We start from the raw sequence: 20,288 nt of genomic DNA on the forward strand, positions 1-20,288 counted from the left end.
GGGAACGGAAATCTAAAAAATCGCAATGTCTACTATTCTTGTAGAAATAAGACGGGCAGCACCGATTTGGGTGTCGGTCGGCTTCGCAGGCCTGGAATGAACCAGTCGTGCAAAGCGGCGCTTTCGGCCGACGATAGAAAATCATTCTTCCGGTTTTGCGCGACGGCAGGGATCATTGCGTCGAGGCGCCGGAGTGCGTTCGGCCGCCGGATGCAATCCGTTTTCCGGAGCCCAAGACCATGTCTGTCAATCGTCGTCATTTCAACCAGCTCTTGCTGCTTGGGGGTGCGAGTTTCGCATTGCCCGGCCTTTCCTTTGCAGCCGAAGGCACGCCCGTTCAGGGCGGCACGCTCAACTGGGCCTACTATCCCGATCCGACGTCGCTGATCGCCATCAACACCTCGTCGGGCACCGGCCAGGCGATCGGCCCCAAGGTGAATGAAGGCCTGCTTGATTTCGCCTACGACCTCACCCCGAAACCGCTGCTGGCCACGGAGTGGTCGATCAGCGATGACGGCCTGCGCTACACCTTCAAGCTGCGCCAGGGTGTCAAGTGGCATGACAGCAAGGACTTCACCTCGGAAGATGTTGCCTTCACCATCTTCCGGCTGAAGGAGGCGCATCCGCGCGGCCGCATCACCTACCAGAACGTGACAGCGGTCGAGACGCCCGATCCGCACACCGCCATTGTCGTGCTTTCGAAGCCGGCGCCCTATCTGATCACGGCGCTGAGCAGTTCGGAATCACCGATCGTGCCGAAGCATGTCTACGAAACGTTCAAGCCGGCAGAACAGCCTAAGCTGGAACAGACGATCGGCACCGGCCCCTTCGTTCTCAAGGAATGGGTGCCCGGCAGCCATCTGATCTTCGATCGCAATCCGAACTATTGGGATGCGCCAAGGCCTTACCTCGACCGCGTCGTGCTGCATGTCATTCTCGACCCGGCGGCACGCTCGGCGGCTCTTGAAACCGGCGAGATCGATATCGGCGCCAATCCCGTGCCGCTGGCCGATATCGAGCGGCTGAAGGCCAACCCCGCTTTGGTCGTCGACACCAACACCTATGCCTATTCCGGCCCGCAGCAGCAATTGTTCTTCAACTACGAGAACGAAATCCTGACCAAGCGCGACGTGCGTCTGGCCATCGCCCACGCGATCGACCTGCAGAAGCTGGTCGACATTGCGCTCTATGGCTATGCGCAGGTATCGCCAAGTCCCATCAGCACGGCACTGCCCAAATGGTATGACCCCAGCATCAAGGCGCGCGAACCCGACCCCAAACTGGCGGAGAAACTGCTCGACGATGCCGGCCATCCGCGCGGCGCCGACGGCACGCGCTTTAAGCTCCGGCTCGCCTACAACGCGTTCCTGCCGGCGTCCTATGCCGATTTCATCAGGCAGTCGCTGGCAGTGGTCGGCATCGACGCCGAGATCCTGAAGCTCGATCTGTCGACGTTCCTGAAGACCGTCTACACCGACCGCGCCTGGGACCTGGTGGTTGAGTCGCTGTCGAACACCTTTGATCCGACGCTCGGCGTCCAGCGCGCCTACTGGTCGAAGAATTTCAAGATCGGCCTCGTCTTCTCCAACGCCAGCCACTATGCGAACCCCGAGGTCGACCAGATCCTCGAAGCCGCCGCAATCGAGCCCGACGAAACGAAACGGCGCGAGCTCTGGTACAAGTTCCAGCACATCATCCATGACGACGTGGTGTCGGTCGACCTCGTTGCGGCCGGTGCCCAGATTGTTGCCAACAAGAAGGTCAGGGATTTCGCACCCGGAGCGCAAGGCATCAACAACAGCTTCGCGCAGATCTGGCTCGCGCCAAACGCATAGGCGCTCGGATTGCCTTGCCTTGGATCGGTGCGTGAAACCACCGATCCCGACTTTTCCCCATAAAGACAAATCGCGCAAACGCGGAGTACCGACCATGACCATCAACCGACGCTTGTTCAATCAGTTCCTGCTGCTGGCCGGCGCGAGTACCGCCCTACCTGCCGGGGCCTTTGCCGAAGACGCCAAGCCGGTGGCGGGCGGCACGCTCAATTTCGTCTACTATCCCGAGCCCAACCAGATCGTTTCCATCAACACCAGCGCCGGTGGACCGGCCACCATCGGGCCGAAGATTTTCGACGGCCTGCTCGCCTACGACTACGACCTCAATCCAAGGCCGCAACTGGCCACCGAATGGTCGATCAGCGATGACGGGCTCGAATATGTCTTCAAGCTGCGGCCGGGGGTGAAATTCAGCGATGGCCATGATTTGACATCGCAAGACGTGGCCTTTTCGATCTCGCGACTGCGTGAAGCGCATCCGCGTGGACGCATCACCTTCCAGAATGTCACCGACGTCGACACGTCGGATCCGCATGTGGTGAAAATCAAACTGTCTAAACCGTCCGCCGCGCTGATCTCGGGGCTGGCCGCGACGGAATCGCCCGTCGTGCCCAAGCACATCTACGAGAAGCTGAAGCCGGCGGACGATCCGTCCTTCGAGCAGATCATCGGCAGTGGACCGTTCGTGCTCAAGGAATGGGTCAAGGGCAGCCACATCATCGTCGAGAAGAACCCGACCTATTGGGATGCGCCAAAACCCTATCTCGACCGGATCATCTTCCGCTTCATCACCGATCCCGGCGCGCGCGCCGCGGCACTCGAGACGGGTGAAGTCGACATCGGCCCGAACCCGGTGGCGTTTGCCGATCTGGAGCGGTTCAAGGCGTTGCCGCAGTTCGTCGTCGATAGCACCGTCTTTGCCTATAGCGGCCCGCTGCACCAGCTGATCATCAACCTGGAAAACCCGATCCTGAAGGAGAAGAAGGTCCGTCAGGCAATCGCGCATGCCATCGATCTGGATGCGATCAATGCCATCGTGTTCTACGGCTATGGCCAAGTGTCGCCGACACCGATCAGCGTCGTCAACAAGAAGTATTTCGATCCCGATGTGAAGGCGGCGACCGTCGATACGGCGCTGTCGGAAAAACTGCTCGACGAGGCTGGCTTCAAGCGCGGAGCGGACGGCATCCGCTTCAAGCTCAGGCTCACCAACAACCCCTACAACCCATGGGGCTATGCTGACTTCCTCAAACAGGCGCTAGCCAAGATCGGCATCGACGCCGAGATCCAGAAGTTCGACTTCGGCACCTATGTCAAAACCATCTACACCGATCGCACCTGGGACCTGTCGACGGAATCCTGCGGCAACATCTTTGACCCCAGCGCCGGCGCGCAACGGCTCTACTGGTCGAAGAACATCAAGATCGGGCTGCCATTCTCCAACGGCGCGCACTACGAGAACCCTGAGGTCGACCGGCTGCTGGAGGCCGCATCGGTGGAGCTTGACGATGCCAAGCGCAAGCAACTGTTCTTCAGGTTCCAGGAGATCATCGCCGACGAGTTGCCGATCATCAATCTGATCGCACCGCCGACCATCATCATTGCCCGCAAGACCGTCAAGAATTACGCGCCGGGTGCTGAAGGCCTGTCGGCCAGTTTCGCAGACGCATATATCGATCCGAACGCCTGAACCCGGCGGACATCAGCAAGAAAAGGGGCCGCGTCTCGACGCGGCCCTTTTCGTTTCTATGGTCTTGAGGTGCAGAACGGTCAGGCCAGAGCACGCAGCCTTGGGCTGGAGCCGACCAGAAGGCCGGCAAGGGCCATGGCTTGCGCCAGCTGTTCGCCGATGGAACTCGATTCCCAGGCGACGCCGCGCAGCGGATGGCCGATGGCAAACAGATTGCCGTGGGTCCTGCCGTCGCCGGAAATCACCTGGCCGTCATGCGTGGCGTCGATGCCGAACCCGGTCGCATGCGGCCTGACGATGCCGTTCTCCAGCAGGCTCTGGACAAACGGATCGGCGATCCGCCGCCAGTCATGCTCCTGATGGCCCCGGCAGTTGACGACACCGTCGAAACGCAGCCGTTCGACCGCGCCGCTATCGCGCCAGCGGATCTCGGCGACAATGCCGCCGGCTCGCGGATGCAGTGCCAGCACCCGTCCGGCGCCGCCCGCCCAACGGCCTTGGCTTTGCGCCAGTGCGACGCGCTCAAAGCTCGGCGGCGCCGCTCGATGCGCGGTGACGTCCCAGAAAGCGCGCAGATGGCGTGCGAACTTCAGGCGCTCCTTGTCGGTGGCGCCTTGCCACAGAGCCAGGATCCACGGCCGGATCGTCAAAGGCAGCCCTTGCCAGTCCAGCCCGGCGGCCTCGATGGCCCGGCGTTCGGCCTTTACCAAGGCAAGAAGCGCCCTCGTGGTTTTCGGCAGCGGCCGCCCGGCAAGAAAATCGCGCCACGCTTCGGTATTGCGCCGAGGCTCGACGATCTGTCCGCGCCGCGACACGACGCGATAGCTGCCCTTGAAGCCGCGCGCCTCCATGCTGGCAACGAAGTCGACCATGCTGAGACTCGAGCCGATCAGCAGCAATTGCCTGCTGCCAGCGAGCCGGTCCAGTGCTGCCGAATCCCAGGGATTTGCGACATAGCGGTGATCGTTGATGATTGGTGCTTCGGTGGCCGACGGCTCGCTCTGAAAAACACCTGTCGCCAGCACGGCCTCATCGGCCAGCAATTGCTGGCCGTCGCTGGTGCCGACGCAGACTCCGGACGGACCGGTCAGCATGTCGACGGCGGATGCCTTGATGTGGCGCAGCAAGGAACGCGGATCTGCTTCTCTGACGGCTCTGGTCAACTCCGACTGGACATAGCTGCCGAACAGCCAGCGCGGCGGGCTGGAGTCAGGCACATCCGCGGGCGGTGTCCAGCCATGCTTGGGCCCATTCGCCAGGAGCCAGCGGACGAGGTGATCTGGGTCGTCCGGGTGCAGCGAGAAGATGCGCGCCGCGCCGTTGACGAGGTGTTGTGGATCGACGGTGCTGTAGGCGACGCCGCGGCCGAGCTCTGCCCGTCGCTCGATGATGGTGATTGCCAGCGGTTCGGTCGAACGGTCGAGCAGCTTGATCGCGGCAACCGCGCCGGCAAAGCCGCCGCCAATGATGATGATTGAACGAGGGGTCGAACGCGGTGGGGAGGACGGGGTATGAAGCATCAAGGACCTTTGTGACGCCGACGGTGCGTGGCTCTAGCCGATCACTGCGGCGGCGACCATCGTGCTGTGCCCCAACCCGATGTCAAAAAACAATAATTGCCAGTCGGCGAAAGGCATTCTTTCGCGCAGTGGGGGTGGCAGGCGCTAGATAGGAACGCCCTTTTGCGATCAACCTGAAAGCCGCTGATGACTGAAGATCGAAAGATAAGGCTTGGCGCTTTCGTCCGCGGACCGGGCCATCATGTAGCTGCCTGGCGCCATCCCGATGTGCCGGCCAATCCGGGCCTGAGTTTTCAGCACTACGCGGACGCCGCGCGCACCGCAGAGCGCGGCCTCTTCGACATGGTGTTTCTTGCCGACAGCCTCAGCGCGCGCAATGGCGAGCAGCCGATCGAGACTTTTGAACGCACCGGCCATGTCGTGCATTTCGAGCCGCTGACGCTGTTGTCGGCGCTCTCGACCATCACGCGGAGGATTGGGCTGGTGGCAACCGCCTCGACCACCTATTGGGAGCCGTTCCACCTGGCGCGGCTGTTTGCCTCGATCGACCATCTGAGCGGCGGCAGGACAGGCTGGAACGTCGTCACCTCGGCCGACGCTCCGGCGGCGGCGAATTTCAGCCGCGACCAGCATCCCGTCCATGCCGACCGCTACGACCGCGCGGAAGAGTTCGTTGCCGTGGCGCAGAAGCTCTGGGACGAGCCGGAACCTGACGATCCGGCAATTGTACCTCGCCGTTGCCGGTGCACGTGGCCATTTCCAGATCGTCGGCACGCCAAAGGATGTCGCCGACATGATGGAAGAGTGGTTCACCGGCGGTGCGGCGGACGGCTTCAACGTCATGCCGCCGATCCTGCCAACGGGCCTCACCGATTTCGTCGATCTCGTCATCCCGGAGCTGCAGCGGCGCGGCCTGTTCCGCACCGCTTACGAAGGCAGCACGCTGCGCGAGAATCTCGGCCTTGCGCGTCCGGTCCGTGGCGTTGCCGAACATCAGCAGAGGAAGGCCTCATGAGCGCGAGCACGATCGATTCGAAAATTTTTCGCCAATGGCTGGCCGATGGCGAGGAACTGGCGGTGCTGGATATCCGGGACAGAGCGGCAGTCGGATACGCGTCGCCGCTGTTTGCCACCAATCTGCCGGCGGATCACGTCGAAGCGGAGATCGACCGCTTCATCCCGCGCAAATCGGTGCGCACCGTGCTGGCCGATGACGGCAGCTGCGTTGCCGAGCAACTTGTCGAACGGTTGTCCGGGCATGGTCGCAGCCAGCTTTTCGCACTGGCCGGTGGAATTCCTGAATGGACGAAAGGCGGCGTGGACGGCTTGCCGACCTTCGACACGCCGGGCGTCGATTTTTCGCTGGCGATCCGCGACGAGAAGGGAACGCCGGTCATCACCGTAGACGAACTTGAAGCGCTCAAAGGCCAGGGCGCCGACGTGGTGATCCTCGACAGTCGAACGGTGGCGGAGTTCGACAAGGACCATGTGCCGGGCGCCATCAGCGTGCCGGGCGCCGAACTGGTGCTGCGCTTCGCCGACCTGGTGCCGTCGCCGGAGACGCAGGTGGTCGTCTCCTGCGCCGGCCTGCCGCGCGCCATCATCGGCGCGCAGACGCTGATCGACGCCGGCGTGCCCAACAAGGTCGCCTATCTGCACGACGGCACCAAGGCGTGGCGCGAGGCCGGCCTCGAGCTGGAAACCGGCAGGACCGCTGCCTATGGTCCGGCCAGCGAGGACGCCAAGCGTTTCGCCGGGGAGCACATCGCAAAGCTTGCCGAGGGCGACGGTTTTCCGCGCATCGATGCGGCGACGGCCGCAGCCTGGGCGAGGGACGACAAGCGGACAACCTACCTGCTTGACGTGCGTACGCCGGAAGAGTTCGCCGAAGCGCATATTCCGGGGTCGATCACGTCGGAGGGCGGGCAGTTGCTCGGGGTCGCCTATCGCACCATCGCCGTGCGCGGCGCCCGCATCGTGCTGATCGACGATCTGCTTGGCGTCCGCGCGGCGACGACGGCGCACTGGCTGCAGCGGCGCGGCTTCGAGATCGCCATCCTCTTGCACGACTTCCAGTCGGCGAGCCTGGTGGAAGCGGCGTAAGGTAGGAGCACTGTCAGGCGATTTTTCGGGCTGCTATTCGGCGGCTTCCTGTTGACGGCGGCGGCCTGAGAGCACGTTCTTCTGCATCGCCGTCAGCGAAGAACGCACGGCTTTGGCGCCGTGCTCCAGCATTCTGGCCTCGTAGTGCGACAGTGCCTGGAGAAGCGGCTTGTCGCCGCGTTTGGCGGCCACGAGTTCGGGCACCAGCAAGCCGGCGTCGTAGATCGCGGTGTTGCCGCCGAGCGCGCGGAAATAGGTCATGGCGTGGATGGCGTCGCCAAGCAGCGTGACCCGTTTCGTCGGCCATGGATCGACAGGCTCGGAGCTGTGGACATGCAGCAGCGCCACTGTCGACGGATCGGTGTGGCGGATGAGGTTGAGGATCTCCGGATGCCAGTGGCCGATCTTCGAAACCAGCAGGTCGAGCAGGTCGGCACCGGAGAGCTTTGCCAGCATTTCATCCGTGGCCAGCTCGCCCTTCTCGTATGCGGTGTTCCACCAGACATAGCTGGTGGTGTTGTTGAAATGGAAACCGGCAATGTCCTTGTGGGTGTCGTCGTCCAGCCCGATCAGCCCATATCTACGATAGGCCTCGACATTGACGCGATGGCTGGTGACCATCAGCCCGTGACCTTCCGACGGCCGGATGCCGGCATTGTAGTCGAGCAGCAGCGGCGAGATCTGGTGAAGGGCTGCGGCATGCAGCGTCATCTTGCCGGCCAAGCGCCTGACGCCGGTGTCGAAGCTTCGCGCATGCGGCACCAACTGCTGGCGCACGCGCGAGCGGGCGCCGTCGGCGCCGACCAGCACATCGGCATGGATTGTCGAGCCGTCCTCGAAATGCGCTGTTACCGAACCGTCCGGCTGCTCCTCGTAGCGTGAAAAGACCTTGCCATGGCGCACGACACCGTCGAGGCCGGACAGCAGCACCTGGCGCAGCGTGATGCGGCTCACCGACTTTTCGATATGCGTGTCGTCAACCTCGCCCTGCGCATTGCCGCCACCCCAGGCATCCTCGCCCAAGGTTTCGAAATTCTCGTCGAGCAGGATGTTGCGGTCCGGCGCCTGGCCGAGCGTGGCGACAAAGGCTTCGTAGAGTTCCGGCGGCAGATTGGCGATCAGCGAATCGATGCCGCGCTGGCGGATGCGCAGGCGGAAACCCTGGACATAGTCGGTGCGGGCGCGATCCTTCTCGAAGACGGCGACGCCGATGCCGTTCTTCTTCAGGCCCTGCGCCAGTGTCAGGCCGCCAGGGCCTCCACCGACGATGGCGACTTCGACATGTTCGGATGGCATGACGCCGCTCACCCGACCGCCTTGAGCCTGGGTTTGACAGCAACAGCCGGCGGCTCGGCTACCTGAGGGGCAGCGTGGCGGCTGAGCGCCGCTTTGGCGGCGATCGTGCGGATCATGTGGTTCTGTGGTGCATGCGAGCGCGCGGTCAGCGTATCGCGATGGTGGCGCTCGAGCTGGAAGTCTCTGTTGAGGCCGGGATTGCCGGCAAGCTCCAGCGCCAGCGAGGTGACTGCAACGGCATTGTCGATGACGACATGCCTGACCGTCATGCCGTCGGTGCCGACCGGTCGGCCGGCATCGACATCTTCGGCGAGCGAACGCAGCAGCCGCGTGCTGGTCGCAAGCCGAACCTCGATGTCGCCCAGCCCCGCCTGGATGTGCGGCACCGTCGATAGCGGCGCGCCGAGGCTCGCCGGCGCGTGCGTGGTGACGAAGGAGGCCAGCCGGTCACGGGCCGCGCGGGCCGCACCATGGTAGACAGCGCCGATCAGCGAAAAGAAGAACGCTGTCGGCCCTTCTTCACGCCTCAGCGGTTCAGACGCCGGCTGTGCCTCGGTAATGTCTTCGGCAGGCACCACGACATTGTCGAGGATGACATCGTCGCTGGCGGTGGCCCGCATGCCGGCGGCATTCCATGTCTTTTCGACGCGCAATCCCGGCGCATTGGTCGGCACCAGGAACGAGGCGAGGCGCGGTTGCGGCTCGTCGGTCAGCGCCAGCAAGTTCACCCATTTCAGAATGGGAATGCCGGTGACGTAATTCTTGTGGCCGGATATCCGCCAGACATTGCCGTCGCGCCGGGCAATGGTTTCGGGCGGCTTGCCATGAGCGGGCGAGCCGATCCCCGGCTCGGCCTGCGCGGCGTTGATCAAAGCAGGGCCGAGGCGGCCGGCCTCGACAATCCGCTGCACCAGATGGCGCGGCCATTTGCCGGATTTCCGCAGCGCGTACTGGCTGTTGTAATGCATGGCCAGCACCAGCGCCGTCGACGGCTCGCCACGGCCGATCTCGGCGATCACTGCCTGGGCTTCCATCAGCCCGCCACCGAGGCCCCCATGCTCGCGCGCCGTCACCAGGCCAAGCAGCCCGGCCTGGTGAAGCCGGTCGAAATTGGCGAACGGAAAATCCCCGGTCGCGTCGTGATGCGCGGCGGTCAGCGCGAAGTCGTTGGCAAGGCCGGCTGCCGTGTCGAGGAGTTGTGGAAACTCGGGAATGGTCGAGGTCATGAAGCTGGCTTCCTCTCAGGCGGCGGCGCGAATGGTCACCAGATCGAGCGGCCGGCGATCGACCCATTTCTCGACGTCGAAATCGCTGGCGAGAAAACCCCAGTCGCACAGGAAATCCTTGTAGTGGGAAACCGCCGCGATGAGCTCGGGCTGCAGCCCGAGGCCGAGATGTTTGTGGACATCCGGACCGTTGGCCGCCAGCACCTGCTCTTCGGTTGCGCCGGATTCGCGGGCAACGAAGCGCCGCGTCTCGTCGGGATGCGCCTCGGCCCAGGCGCTGGCGCGCAGGATCGTCTCGATCAGCCGAGCGACCAGATCGGGGCGTTCTTCGGCCAGCAAATCGTCGACGGTCAGCACGCGCGGCGAACCGGAATTGATGCGGATATTGGGCTCCGGGTGGAAGCCGAATTCGGCGACCTGGATGGCGCCGATCAGATTGGCGACATTGATGCCGGCCGTGCCCTTGACATAGATGGCGTCGACCTCGCCACGGATCAGGGCTGCTGCCTCCTCGCCATAGGCCTGCTTGCGCTTGAGGCCGAACAACGATGGCCCTTCCTGGCTGTCGAGCACACTGTCGGTCAGCGCGATGTCGACGATCTCGACGTCCGCATGGCTGAGGCCCTCGAGCGACAGCGCCGATACCAGGCCCTTCAGCGCCGTCGCCCGCATGAAGTCGACAATGCCTTCCGGACGCCGGGCGATGCCGAACCGGCGGCCTTTCAGATCCCAGGTTGTTCTGATGCCGGTGCCGGGCAAGGTGATGATCGCCTGGAACTCGTCCGTCCAGGTGATGCCGACGAGGCGCGTCTTGCGCCCTTCGGAGCGGGCACGGATCGGCGGCACGTTGCCGCCGTGGCGAAACGACCAGTCGAGCGTGTGGTTGAAATGGCTCTGGCGGATGTCGCGGTTGGGCGAGTCGATGATCGATTTCAATTCGATCCCTTCCTTGCGGAAGGTTTCGTCGAGAAGCCCGAGTTGTGCCGCAAGTCCGACAGGCGTCGGCACCGGGCAGCGTGTGTACCAGATTTCGGAGATCGCAGTCGTGGTCATGATTGCTCCTCAGGCGTTGCGCAGGCCGGCCTGCTTCATCAGCGGCAGGATGTTCTCGCCGAAGAATTCGAGATCCGGCTTGAAGTCGAAGAAGGACAGTTGCAGTCCGTCGATGCCGGCGTCCTTGAGCTTGACGAACTGGTCGACGATCTGCTCGGGCGTGCCGATGAGATAGATGTTGCCGCCGACCTTGGCGTAGGGATCGTCACGGCCTTCTCGACCTTTCCAGGCCTGGGCGTCGCTGTTGAAGGTCTGGAAGCCTTTCGGCGTGCGGCTGTCGGCATGGGCGACGATCTGGTCGGCGACCGCCCAGGCTTCCTTCTCGGTCGGACGGCTGATGACCAGCGGGTTGAGCAGCGTGCGCACGGTGCGGCCGACACCGAGGGCCGCGTCCTTTACCTTCTTAGTATGCGCCGGCAGCGCCTCCAGCGCGCTGGCTATGTCTGAGCCGGCCGGGCTGGTGACGAAGACGATGTCGGAGTAACGGCCGGCAAAGGAAATGCCGGCGTCGGAGCCGGTGGCGTTGACCAGGATCGGCCGGCCGTAATTCGGCTTCGGCGTGACAAAGCCGCCATTGAGCTTCCAGCTCGATTCTCCGGAGAAGGAGAAATTCTCGTCGTCCTGCCACAGCCGCTGCAGCACTTCGACAAACTCGGCGGCGAGTTCGTAGCGGCGGTCATGCTCGATGCGGTTCCAGCCGAACATCTCGTGTTCGACGGCGCGATGGCCGGTGACCACATTGATGCCCCAGCGGCCGCCGGAGATGTGGTCGAGAGTAGCGCCGAATTTCGCCAGATGCAGCGGATGCCACGGGCCGTAGAGAACATGCATGGTCGAGATCAGCATGATCCTCTTGGTGATCGCGGCCATGGCTGCGATGGACACGAAGCTGTCAAGCGCCTGGCCGTTGAAGACACCGCCATAACCACCCTTGGGCAGCCATTGGCTGAGCGCAAAGACAAGGTCGAAGCCAAGCTCTTCCGCCCTGAGCGTCAGGTCGCGATTGTAGTCGAAGCGCCAGTCGGTCGAACGCTCCAGGGTCGAGTTGGTCCAACCACCAGCCTGGATCGGCAGGAACAGCCCGAGCAGCACCGGCTGCTGAAGCGCTTTCGACAGCGGGCTGTCGGGATAATCGGTGGGCGCCCTGAAGAAGGGCGTGCCGACGATGGAACCAGGCTTATGGGCGAGCGTCATGGCGAACTTTCTCGGATGGAGGCAGGGAACCCGTGCGTGAAGACCGCGCACGGGTTTGGCGGATCAGGCGACGATGTGGGCTGTTGCGAGGGAGCCGGCATTGCCCTCGGCGCCCACCGTGTGGTCGGCGATGCGCTTGTTGTAGAGGGTGATTTCCGGCTGGCTGACAATGCCGATGTCGGGCAGGTCCTCGACCAGGATCTGCTGGATCGCGGCCCATTGCTCGAAGCGCTTTTCGTGGTCGACCTCGACAGCGGCCGCTTCAAGAAGTTCATCGACCTTGGGGTTGCTGTATTTCGAGCCATTCGAGAACGGCACGCCCGGCTTGAAATTCTTCGACCAGTAGAGGCGCTGCACGCCGACCGTCGGGTCGAACAGATTGCTCATGCCGTTAAAGGTGAAGTCGAAATCGCGGTCGGTGTAGATGCGCTTGGTGTAGGTGGCGAAATCCTGGCTGCGCACGGTGACCGCGATCCCGACCGCGGACAGCGCCTGCTTGATGTATTCAGCGCCACGCTTGTAGGTCTCACCGCTCGGAACATAATCGTGGACAAGCTTGAGCCGGATGCCGTCGGCGTCGCGCGGCAAGCCTGCCTGGTCGAGCAGTTTCTCAGCGGCAGCAATGTCGACCGGATAGGTCTTCAGGTCGGCGACGAACCACTTCTTCAGATTGGGATTGATCGGGCCCGGAATGGTCGCGCCATAGCCGTAGTTGATGGTGTCGCGGATGATGTCGCGGTCGACGACATGGGCGAAGGCGCGGCGGACGCGAACATCCTGGAAATAGGGTTTCTCCAGGTTGAACTCGACCCGGCTGATGCCGTTGGAATACTGGTAACCCTGCTTCTCGAAGCCGATATGCGGCAGCGTTTCGAAGCGCTGCAAATCGCTGTACGGGATCGGCGTTGCCGGCGCCAGGTCGATCTCGCCGGTCTCGAGCGCCAGTGCGCGTCCCGAGGCGTCCGGAATGAAACGCACGATCAGCCGGTCGAGATAGGGGCGCGGTGCATCCCAATAGCCGGGGTTGCGTTCGTAGACGATGTGGCTGCCGCGAACCCATTCCTTGAAGACGAATGGGCCGGTGCCGATCGGAGCCGTGTTGACCGGATTCTCGGCGGCCTTGCTGCCGTCATAAAGATGCTTCGGCACGATCGGCGTTTCGGCCGCGGCCAGCGCCGTGATCAGGTAAGGTGCCGGCTTCGACAGAACCAGCGTCACGGTTAGCGGATCCGGCGTCTGGATATCGACAAGGTTGAGGAAGGTGTTGCGGCCGCGCGGATGAACCTCCTTGATCGTGGCGATCGAATAGGCGACGTCGGCAGCGGTGAATGGCTGGCCGTCATGCCACTTCACGCCTTCGCGCAGCTTGAATGTGTATTGCAGGCCATCGTCGCTGACCGACCACTGCCTGGCCAGCGATGGCCGCGGCGTGAGATCGAAATCATAGGTCAGCAGGCCCTCGGTGGTCTTTGCCGAGACGTAGACCGAATTGAATGCGGTGTGGGCGATCGTCGTCAGCACCGGCGGCTCGGCCGAGAGCAGCAGCGTCGCCGTCCCACCCTGTTTCGGCTCGGCTGCGTAGGCACTGCGCGATGCGGGCAACAGGGTGGCTCCGAGCACTGTCGCCGAAAGGCCGAGGAACCTGCGGCGGTTCGGAGTGAGGAAATGAGACATGGTGCCCTGGTCCTTTTTTGCTGCCGGCATCAATCGGCCGGTCGTCGGCAGCCGGGTGAAAAAATCCATCGTTCCAAGAGCCGGCCCGTTTGTGAAAAGATTTGGCCGCCGCGCTCCCGCACTTAAGATTTCATACTTCAAATGGCTTTTTTTGTAGCATGAAATAAAAATCTATTCTGCAGTTTCGCCATTTGCAGAACAAAATTTCTTAGATCAGGTTTGACAATGTCTATAAATCTTGTCAACTAAAAAGCTCGGAACTTCCGGGAAACAGTAAACCCGCATCGTCAGCCACAGCCGGGATAGCGAAAACGATGTCGACCCTGACGCGCATTGGCAGAACGTTTCGACGCACCGCGATCCAGGCGGTGCCGACCGTTCTGGGCATTGTGATCCTGAACTTCTTTCTGCTGCAGCTTGCGCCCGGCGACGCCGCCGACGTCATGGCCGGCGAGGCCGGCTCGGCCACGGTGGAGACCATGGCCGCTCTGCGCCAGCGCTTCGGGCTCGACAATCCGCTGCTCGTCCAGTTGTTCAATTATCTCTACAACCTGGCGCATTTCAGCCTCGGCTTTTCGCCGCGCTACGGCATGCCGGTCGCCGACCTGATCGGCCAACGGCTGCCGGGAACGCTGTTGCTGATGGCGGTGGCGCTGACCATCGCCATCGCACTTGGTCTCGTCCTCGGATCGTTGATGGCGGTGTTTTCGGGACACCTGCCGGATCGTCTGCTTTCGGTCGTTTCGCTGCTGTTCTATTCGATCCCGGGCTTCTGGATCGGGTTGATGCTGATCGTGCTGTTCTCGGTCAAGCTCGGCTGGCTGCCGAGCGGCGGTTCGGGAACCATAGGCAGCAACCTGACCGGCCTTGCCGGCGTGTGGGACAAGGTGCGCTACATGATCTTGCCGGCGCTGTCGCTGGCGCTGTTCTACGTGGCGATCTATGCGCGGCTGACGCGGGCGGCGATGCTGGAAGTCCAGTCGCAGGACTACGTGCGAACCGCCGCCGCCAAGGGCCTGTCGCCGACCATCATCACCATCCGCCATGTCCTGCGCAACGCGCTGATCCCCATCACCACCATGGCCGGCATGCATGTCGGCGGCATGCTCGGCGGCGCCGTGGTTGTCGAGACCGTCTATTCCTGGCCCGGCCTCGGGCGCCTCGCCTTCGAGGCGGTCATGGGCCGCGATTTCACGGTGCTGCTCGGCATCCTGCTGCTGTCGTCGCTCCTGGTCATCGTCGCCAATGCGACGGTCGATCTGCTGCACGCCTGGCTCGATCCCCGCATCGGAGTGCGCTGAATGGCTTCCACCGATTTCGTCGCGGGCGACGCCCGCTCCCGCCGCGCCTATGCCGAGGCTCGCGAGCCTGCGGCACCGGCTGAACCCGAGGCGAAGAGCTGGAGCAATCTTCACGCGCCCGACGCGCGCTCCGCCTCTGCGGCGTCGGTACCGATTGCAGCCGGCGGCCGGGCGCTGAGGATTTTCCTGCGCAATCCCAACGCCATGTTCGGCGTGGTGTTCCTGTCGCTGGTCGTGCTGGCGGCATTGCTGGCGCCCGTCCTCTATCCGGCCGATCCGCTGTCGATGGTGGCGCGGCCCTTCCTGTGGCCAGGCCAGAATCCTGCCTTCCCGCTGGGCACCGATTCCATGGGCCGCGACGTGCTTTCCGGCATTCTGCACGGTGCGCGGATTTCACTGTTCGTCGGCCTGGTGGCGACAGCACTTGGCCTGAGCTTCGGCATCCTTGTCGGCGCCACCGCCGGCTATTTCGGCGGCTGGATCGATGACGTGCTGGTGCGCCTGATCGAGATCTTTCAGACCATACCGAGCTTCGTGCTTCTGGTCGTCATGGTGGCGATCGCGCAACCGACGGCGCTTGTCGTGACGGTGGCGATCGCCGTCATCACCTGGCCGACGGTGGCGCGGCTGACCCGCGCCGAATTCCGCGCCATTCGCGAAAAGGATTTCGTCATGGCCGCGCGCAGCCTCGGCTATGGCCATGCCCGCATCATCTTTCGGGAGATATTGCCAAACGCGCTGCCGCCTTTGATCGTGACCTCGTCGGTGATGGTGGCAACCGCAATCCTGATGGAATCGGCGCTGTCCTTCATGGGCCTCGGCGATCCCAATGTCGTCAGTTGGGGTTCGATGATAGGAGCGGGCAGGGAGTTGATCCGCACCGCCTGGTATCTGACAGCACTGCCGGGGCTTGCGATCGTCTTCACCGTGCTGGCGCTGAACTTGATCGGCGACGGCCTCAACGACGCGCTCAACCCGCGCTTCTTGCAGGAGCGCTAGAGATGGCCGCTGCTTTGCTCAAGGTCGACAATCTGACGGTTCGCTTCCCGAGCACCGAGCCGGTCAGCCGGCTGAGTTTCGACGTCGGCGAAGGCGAGACGCTGGCGATCGTCGGCGAATCGGGCTCCGGCAAATCGCTGACAGCACTTGCCCTGATGCAGCTTCTGCCGCGCTCGGCGAAGATCCCCAATGGAAGGATCGAGTTCGCCGGCAGGGATCTGCTCGGTCTCGACCAGAAGGCGATGCGGAACCTGCGCGGGCGCGAGATCGCCATGATCTTCCAGGAGCCGATGACGTCGCTCAACCCGGTGCTGACCATCGGCCGGCAGATCACCGAGGTACTGACGCTGCACGAAGGCATACGCGGCAAGGCAGCGCGGAACCGTGCCATCGAGCTTCTCAATCTGGTGCGTATTCCCGATCCGCAGCGGCGCATCGACGACTATCCCCACCAGCTTTCCGGTGGCATGCGCCAGCGAGTCATGATTGCCATTGCCGTTGCCTGCCGTCCGCGCCTGCTGATTGCCGACGAACCTACGACGGCGCTGGATGTGACCATCCAGGCGCAGGTGCTCGACCTGCTCGATACGCTGCGCCGCGAACTGTGGATGGCTGTCGTGCTCATCACCCACGATCTCGGCGTCGTCGCGCAGTGGGCCGACAAGGTCGTCGTCATGTATGCAGGACGCAAGGTTGAACAGGCGCTGCCCGGCGCGCTGTTCAGAACCCCGCTCCATCCCTATACGCGCGGCCTGCTGGCCGCTTCGCCAAGGCTGAAGACCAATCTGCACTACCGCGACGCCAGGCTGACGGAGATACCCGGCAGCATCGTCTCGGCCGCTGGCGAGAAAGGCTGCCCGTTCCGGCCGCGCTGCGCGGTGGCGCGCGATAGCTGCGCCCATTTCGTGCCCGACCTCGTCGAGGTGAGCGAGGATCGCCTCGTCGCCTGCCCCTACAGCTTCATTCCGGAGGTTGCGCATGGCGCTGCTCTCGGTCTCTGACCTCTCCACGCATTTCCATGCTCAGGGTGGTGCGTTGCGCGCCGTCGACGGCGTCTCGCTCGAGGTCGGACGCGGCGAAACGGTTGGCCTCGTCGGCGAAAGCGGCTGCGGAAAATCGAGCCTCGGCAAGACGATCATGCGGCTGGTCGATCCGACCAGCGGCAAGATCGAGTTCAACGGCACCGACATCACCGTTCTCGACGCCCGCCGGCTGAAGGCGGCGCGCCGCAACATCCAGATGATTTTCCAGGATCCGTTCGCGTCGCTCAACCCGCGCCACACGATTGGCGACATCCTGACCGCGCCGCTGAAAGTCCATAGCATCGGCAACAAGGCCGAGCGGCGCAAGATTGTAGAGGATATAATCGAGCGCGTCGGTCTGCCCAAGGATTCGCTTGGCCGCTACCCGCATGAATTTTCCGGTGGTCAGCGCCAGCGCATCGGCATCGCCCGGGCACTGATCCTCAATCCGGAACTGGTCGTCTGCGACGAGCCGGTGTCGGCACTCGACCTTTCGATCCAGGCCCAGATCCTCAACCTGCTGGTCGACATGAAACGGCAGCTCGGCCTGTCCTACCTGTTCATCTCGCATGATCTGTCGGTGGTCCGCTATTTCGCTGACCGGGTGCTGGTCATGTATCTCGGACGCATCGTCGAAAGCGCCGACAATGCGACGCTGTGGACCTCGCCAAAACATCCCTACACGCGCGCACTGATGGACGCCGTGCCGGACCCGGCGCGCCGGCGTCAGGCAGCGCCGATCCATGGCGATCTGCCGAGCCCGCAGAACATCCCCAGCGGTTGCCGTTTCCACACGCGCTGCCCGCTGGCGACGGATCTCTGCCGTTCGCAGGAGCCTGCATTCCGGGCGATCGCGGCGGGGCATCACGTCGCTTGCCACTACGCCGAACCAACCCTCAACTGAAAGTTCAACGGAGCAAAACAATGTCCGATTACCGCTATCTCGGCCGCAGCGCCCTGAAGGTTTCCCCGCTCAGCCTTGGCACCATGATGTTCGGCGGGCCGACCGAGGAGACGGTCGCGCACCGCATCATCGACAAGGCGCGCGAGCAAGGCGTCAATTTCATTGACACCGCCGACGTCTACCACAATGGCAAGTCCGAGGAAGTTGTTGGCCGCGGCATCAAGGCGACGCGCGATCATTGGGTGGTGGCGACCAAATTCGTCAACTCGCATGACAAGGGTCCCAATCTCGGCGGCCATTCACGCAAATGGGTGATCCAGACCGTCGAGAACAGTCTGCGGCGCCTGGGAACAGACTACATCGACCTGTTCTATTTCCACCGCGCCGTCTTCGATGCGCCGCTGGAGGAGCCGGTGCGGGCCATCGCCGACCTGATCCGCCAGGGCAAGCTGCGCTATTTCGGCGTGTCGAACTTCCGTGGCTGGCGCATCGCCGAAGTCGCGCATCTCGCCGATGAACTCGGCATCGACCGGCCGGTGGCCAGCCAGCCGCTCTACAACATCGTCAACCGCACCGCCGAGGCCGAGCAACTGCCGGCGGCAGCCTATTTTGGTCTTGGTGTCGTCTCCTACAGCCCGCTGGCGCGCGGCGTGCTGACCGGCAAATACGAGCCCAACCAGGCGCCAGCCGCCGACACTAGGGCCGGGCGTGGCGACAAGCGTATCGCCGAGACCGAGTGGCGCCCGGAATCGATCGAGATCGCCAGGCAGATCGCGGCGCACGCAAAGTCGCGCGGTGTCTCGGCCGCCGATTTCGCGCTGGCCTGGGTGCTCAACAACCGGCTGATCACGGCGGCGATCGCCGGTCCGCGCACTGAGGAACAGTGGGACAGCTACGCCAAGGCGCTGGACTTCAGGCTGACCGCCGAGGACGAGGCCTTTGTCGACCGCCTCGTCACCGCCGGCCATGCCTCGACGCATGGGTTCAACGATCCGAGCCATCCGGTCGAAGGCCGTGTGCCGCGTTCCGAGCCGGCCGCACCGATCCCGCTGACGCGGCCTCTGCGCGCCGCCTGACGGTCAGCTGTGAGTCTCCAATCATTTCGCACAGATGAGAGAGACCACGAATTTCCATGTCGAACGGCTGCGCCAGAACATCGTCGTGTTGTCAGGCAACACCCATAGGCCGTCGAAATCACGGAGGCTGGCGCATCACCTGGGTGAGGCACTGCGCGAAAAACTGTCGGTCACAGTGAATTTCCTCGATCTCGTCGATGCCGGCCGCGGTCTGGGTGCTGCGTTCACGCGAAAGGAATTGACGCCGGAGGCGCTGGATGTGGTGGCCGCGGTCGAACAAGCCGACGCGCTGATCGTGACGACGCCGGTCTATAATGGTTCCTATGCTGGCCTGTTCGACCTCATCAATCCGCTGGCACTCGTCGATCGCCCAGTCCTGATCGGCGCGACGGGAGGCGGCCAGCGCCACGCGCTGGTGGTCGAACACCAGCTTCGCCCGCCGTTCGGCTTCTATTCGGCGCTGAGGGTGCCGAGCGCCGTCTATCGCAGCGACAGCGATTTTGCCGACGGCAAGCTTTTGGATCCAACGGTCCTGGGCTGGCCGCACAGGCCGTGGACCAGTTCGCGACGTTGCATGAGCGGAACCTAATTTGCAGCCGCAAATTAATGTCCAATGAATGAACTCCCAAACCGGAAAAAACTCGTGCCTGACCCTCAACCTCGGCGGGGCTCCAACAAAGGTGTGTTGCTAGCGGCTGCAGCGCTGCTGTTTGCCTTTCTCGCTCTTATTCTGTTTGGGTTTTTTCAGTAAGTGCGCGCGGCGCCGGCTTCCCAGAGAGGGCAGAGCACCTGCCGACGTGATCTTCGATCCGCTCGCGTCCTTGCGGCGGGGCGACTATCCAAGCCGGCTCGGTTCGTCGCTCCTGACGGGTTCGGCGGTCCCACCACAGCAGGATGATCATTCGGCAATTCTTGGCAGCGCCGGTATTCAACTCACGCCCAAAGCGATTGAACTGAAGCTGGCCGTCGATGTCGTGACTGACGCAGCATGAGCCGAACAGGCGAGGCAAGCGCAAGCCTTGGGGCCTAACCGCAGACAGACGAAGCACGCTCGTGCAGTCTGGAGACAGCGCAACGGCTTATTCATTCGGGCGCCGTCGCATCACCAGCGGAACGAAAGAGTTAATTGGCGGTTTACTAGGGAAGGATTGCAGGACGAAAAACATTGAGGATTTCTACCATGACAATGTTGTTCGAACCACTCGACTCTGAAGGTTACAAGCGCAGCGTGGTCTACCATGCCGCACGCTTGTCCATGCTCCACAATCGAATGCTGAAGCGTTTCGACAAGGTCGATAAAGCGGCTGAAAAGGTTGAAGCCGAGGTGGAGCTGTTTGATGAAGCTGTTCGCACTCTCTACGAATGAGCGGCATGTTGACCGCCGACGTTCCTGCT

At 63.1% G+C, this 20,288-nt stretch carries 18 protein-coding genes and 1 pseudogene; 13 read left to right on the forward strand and 6 right to left on the reverse strand.

What is annotated here, in order from left to right:
- Positions 1-239 precede the first annotated feature (239 nt).
- Positions 240-1,835 carry an ABC transporter substrate-binding protein gene (locus NKI64_RS07670; protein ID WP_023824720.1) on the forward strand — a complete coding sequence of 532 codons (1,596 nt, stop codon included), beginning with the start codon at positions 240-242 and terminating at the stop codon, positions 1,833-1,835.
- A gap of 94 nt (positions 1,836-1,929) precedes the next feature.
- On the forward strand, positions 1,930-3,525 hold the full coding sequence (locus tag NKI64_RS07675) for an ABC transporter substrate-binding protein (RefSeq protein WP_352667304.1): 1,596 nt from the start codon (positions 1,930-1,932) through the stop codon (positions 3,523-3,525).
- A gap of 80 nt (positions 3,526-3,605) precedes the next feature.
- On the opposite strand, the gene NKI64_RS07680 is transcribed toward NKI64_RS07675, so the two are convergent.
- Positions 3,606-5,045 (reverse strand): FAD/NAD(P)-binding protein, encoded by a 1,440-nt coding sequence (locus NKI64_RS07680; RefSeq protein WP_352667307.1) that lies wholly within the window; start codon positions 5,043-5,045, stop codon positions 3,606-3,608.
- 183 nt (positions 5,046-5,228) lie between these two features.
- Here NKI64_RS07680 and NKI64_RS07685 point away from each other — a divergent pair.
- Positions 5,229-6,060: pseudogene (locus tag NKI64_RS07685) on the forward strand (LLM class flavin-dependent oxidoreductase).
- The gene (locus tag NKI64_RS07690; protein WP_352594883.1) at positions 6,057-7,148 is read left to right on the forward strand and encodes a rhodanese-like domain-containing protein; all 1,092 of its coding nucleotides are present in this window, start codon (positions 6,057-6,059) and stop codon (positions 7,146-7,148) included. The pseudogene NKI64_RS07685 and the gene NKI64_RS07690 overlap by 4 nt, the downstream one beginning before the upstream one ends.
- A gap of 33 nt (positions 7,149-7,181) precedes the next feature.
- Here NKI64_RS07690 and NKI64_RS07695 read toward each other — a convergent pair whose 3' ends face one another.
- The 5 genes from NKI64_RS07695 to NKI64_RS07715 all read right to left on the reverse strand — a co-directional run bounded on the left by NKI64_RS07695 (position 7,182) and on the right by NKI64_RS07715 (position 13,591).
- Positions 7,182-8,444 carry an FAD-dependent oxidoreductase gene (locus NKI64_RS07695; RefSeq protein ID WP_352667310.1) on the reverse strand — a complete coding sequence of 421 codons (1,263 nt, stop codon included), beginning with the start codon at positions 8,442-8,444 and terminating at the stop codon, positions 7,182-7,184.
- A gap of 8 nt (positions 8,445-8,452) precedes the next feature.
- A complete protein-coding gene (locus NKI64_RS07700) occupies positions 8,453-9,670 on the reverse strand; it encodes an acyl-CoA dehydrogenase family protein (RefSeq protein ID WP_023727399.1) in 1,218 nt (405 codons plus the stop codon).
- Positions 9,671-9,685: 15 nt separating this feature from the next.
- The gene (locus NKI64_RS07705; RefSeq protein ID WP_023727398.1) at positions 9,686-10,723 is read right to left on the reverse strand and encodes an ABC transporter substrate-binding protein; all 1,038 of its coding nucleotides are present in this window, start codon (positions 10,721-10,723) and stop codon (positions 9,686-9,688) included.
- A gap of 9 nt (positions 10,724-10,732) precedes the next feature.
- Entirely contained in the window at positions 10,733-11,917 is a 1,185-nt protein-coding gene (locus NKI64_RS07710) for an LLM class flavin-dependent oxidoreductase (RefSeq protein WP_023727397.1), read from the reverse strand.
- A 63-nt stretch (positions 11,918-11,980) separates the two neighbouring features.
- Positions 11,981-13,591 carry an ABC transporter substrate-binding protein gene (locus NKI64_RS07715; protein WP_352667315.1) on the reverse strand — a complete coding sequence of 537 codons (1,611 nt, stop codon included), beginning with the start codon at positions 13,589-13,591 and terminating at the stop codon, positions 11,981-11,983.
- Here NKI64_RS07715 and NKI64_RS07720 point away from each other — a divergent pair.
- The 9 genes from NKI64_RS07720 (at position 13,590) to NKI64_RS07760 (ending at position 20,259) form a co-directional block, all read left to right on the forward strand.
- The gene (locus tag NKI64_RS07720) at positions 13,590-13,748 is read left to right on the forward strand and encodes a hypothetical protein (RefSeq protein ID WP_352667318.1); all 159 of its coding nucleotides are present in this window, start codon (positions 13,590-13,592) and stop codon (positions 13,746-13,748) included. The genes NKI64_RS07715 and NKI64_RS07720 overlap by 2 nt on opposite strands.
- Before the next feature lie 157 nt (positions 13,749-13,905).
- A complete protein-coding gene (locus NKI64_RS07725) occupies positions 13,906-14,892 on the forward strand; it encodes an ABC transporter permease (protein WP_352667321.1) in 987 nt (328 codons plus the stop codon).
- Positions 14,893-15,891 (forward strand): ABC transporter permease, encoded by a 999-nt coding sequence (locus NKI64_RS07730; RefSeq protein WP_023815047.1) that lies wholly within the window; start codon positions 14,893-14,895, stop codon positions 15,889-15,891.
- A gap of 2 nt (positions 15,892-15,893) precedes the next feature.
- Positions 15,894-16,892 carry an ABC transporter ATP-binding protein gene (locus NKI64_RS07735; RefSeq protein WP_352667324.1) on the forward strand — a complete coding sequence of 333 codons (999 nt, stop codon included), beginning with the start codon at positions 15,894-15,896 and terminating at the stop codon, positions 16,890-16,892.
- Positions 16,870-17,817: an ABC transporter ATP-binding protein gene (locus NKI64_RS07740; RefSeq protein WP_352667327.1), complete on the forward strand. Its 948-nt coding sequence runs from the start codon at positions 16,870-16,872 to the stop codon at positions 17,815-17,817. The genes NKI64_RS07735 and NKI64_RS07740 overlap by 23 nt, the downstream gene beginning before the upstream one ends.
- A 20-nt stretch (positions 17,818-17,837) precedes the next feature.
- Positions 17,838-18,893 (forward strand): aldo/keto reductase, encoded by a 1,056-nt coding sequence (locus NKI64_RS07745; protein ID WP_023670876.1) that lies wholly within the window; start codon positions 17,838-17,840, stop codon positions 18,891-18,893.
- Between the two features lie 34 nt (positions 18,894-18,927).
- Positions 18,928-19,482 carry an NAD(P)H-dependent oxidoreductase gene (locus NKI64_RS07750; RefSeq protein ID WP_352667330.1) on the forward strand — a complete coding sequence of 185 codons (555 nt, stop codon included), beginning with the start codon at positions 18,928-18,930 and terminating at the stop codon, positions 19,480-19,482.
- A 208-nt stretch (positions 19,483-19,690) separates the two neighbouring features.
- Complete coding sequence (locus tag NKI64_RS07755; RefSeq protein ID WP_023697124.1) at positions 19,691-19,885, forward strand: hypothetical protein; 195 nt, start codon at positions 19,691-19,693, stop codon at positions 19,883-19,885.
- A gap of 188 nt (positions 19,886-20,073) precedes the next feature.
- Positions 20,074-20,259, forward strand: a complete 186-nt coding sequence (locus NKI64_RS07760) for a hypothetical protein (protein WP_023681021.1) — start codon at positions 20,074-20,076, stop codon at positions 20,257-20,259.
- The last annotated feature ends 29 nt before the right edge of the window (positions 20,260-20,288 follow it).

The organism is Mesorhizobium sp. M0478, assembly GCF_040321305.1.
In the GTDB taxonomy this organism is placed as follows: domain Bacteria; phylum Pseudomonadota; class Alphaproteobacteria; order Rhizobiales; family Rhizobiaceae; genus Mesorhizobium.

Excerpts from the sequence above, each read along its gene's own strand:
- NKI64_RS07695 (WP_352667310.1), bottom strand. The coding sequence starts at position 8,444 with ATGCCATCCGAACATGTCGAAGTCGCCATCGTCGGTGGAGGCCCTGGC.
- NKI64_RS07710 (WP_023727397.1), bottom strand. The coding sequence starts at position 11,917 with ATGACGCTCGCCCATAAGCCTGGTTCCATCGTCGGCACGCCCTTCTTC.
- NKI64_RS07730 (WP_023815047.1), top strand. The coding sequence starts at position 14,893 with ATGGCTTCCACCGATTTCGTCGCGGGCGACGCCCGCTCCCGCCGCGCC.
- NKI64_RS07675 (WP_352667304.1), top strand. The coding sequence starts at position 1,930 with ATGACCATCAACCGACGCTTGTTCAATCAGTTCCTGCTGCTGGCCGGC.
- NKI64_RS07745 (WP_023670876.1), top strand. The coding sequence starts at position 17,838 with ATGTCCGATTACCGCTATCTCGGCCGCAGCGCCCTGAAGGTTTCCCCG.
- NKI64_RS07725 (WP_352667321.1), top strand. The coding sequence starts at position 13,906 with ATGTCGACCCTGACGCGCATTGGCAGAACGTTTCGACGCACCGCGATC.
- NKI64_RS07670 (WP_023824720.1), top strand. The coding sequence starts at position 240 with ATGTCTGTCAATCGTCGTCATTTCAACCAGCTCTTGCTGCTTGGGGGT.
- NKI64_RS07750 (WP_352667330.1), top strand. The coding sequence starts at position 18,928 with ATGAGAGAGACCACGAATTTCCATGTCGAACGGCTGCGCCAGAACATC.
- NKI64_RS07705 (WP_023727398.1), bottom strand. The coding sequence starts at position 10,723 with ATGACCACGACTGCGATCTCCGAAATCTGGTACACACGCTGCCCGGTG.
- NKI64_RS07715 (WP_352667315.1), bottom strand. The coding sequence starts at position 13,591 with ATGTCTCATTTCCTCACTCCGAACCGCCGCAGGTTCCTCGGCCTTTCG.
- NKI64_RS07740 (WP_352667327.1), top strand. The coding sequence starts at position 16,870 with ATGGCGCTGCTCTCGGTCTCTGACCTCTCCACGCATTTCCATGCTCAG.
- NKI64_RS07720 (WP_352667318.1), top strand. The coding sequence starts at position 13,590 with ATGGTGCCCTGGTCCTTTTTTGCTGCCGGCATCAATCGGCCGGTCGTC.
- NKI64_RS07735 (WP_352667324.1), top strand. The coding sequence starts at position 15,894 with ATGGCCGCTGCTTTGCTCAAGGTCGACAATCTGACGGTTCGCTTCCCG.
- NKI64_RS07680 (WP_352667307.1), bottom strand. The coding sequence starts at position 5,045 with ATGCTTCATACCCCGTCCTCCCCACCGCGTTCGACCCCTCGTTCAATC.
- NKI64_RS07690 (WP_352594883.1), top strand. The coding sequence starts at position 6,057 with ATGAGCGCGAGCACGATCGATTCGAAAATTTTTCGCCAATGGCTGGCC.
- NKI64_RS07700 (WP_023727399.1), bottom strand. The coding sequence starts at position 9,670 with ATGACCTCGACCATTCCCGAGTTTCCACAACTCCTCGACACGGCAGCC.
- NKI64_RS07760 (WP_023681021.1), top strand. The coding sequence starts at position 20,074 with ATGACAATGTTGTTCGAACCACTCGACTCTGAAGGTTACAAGCGCAGC.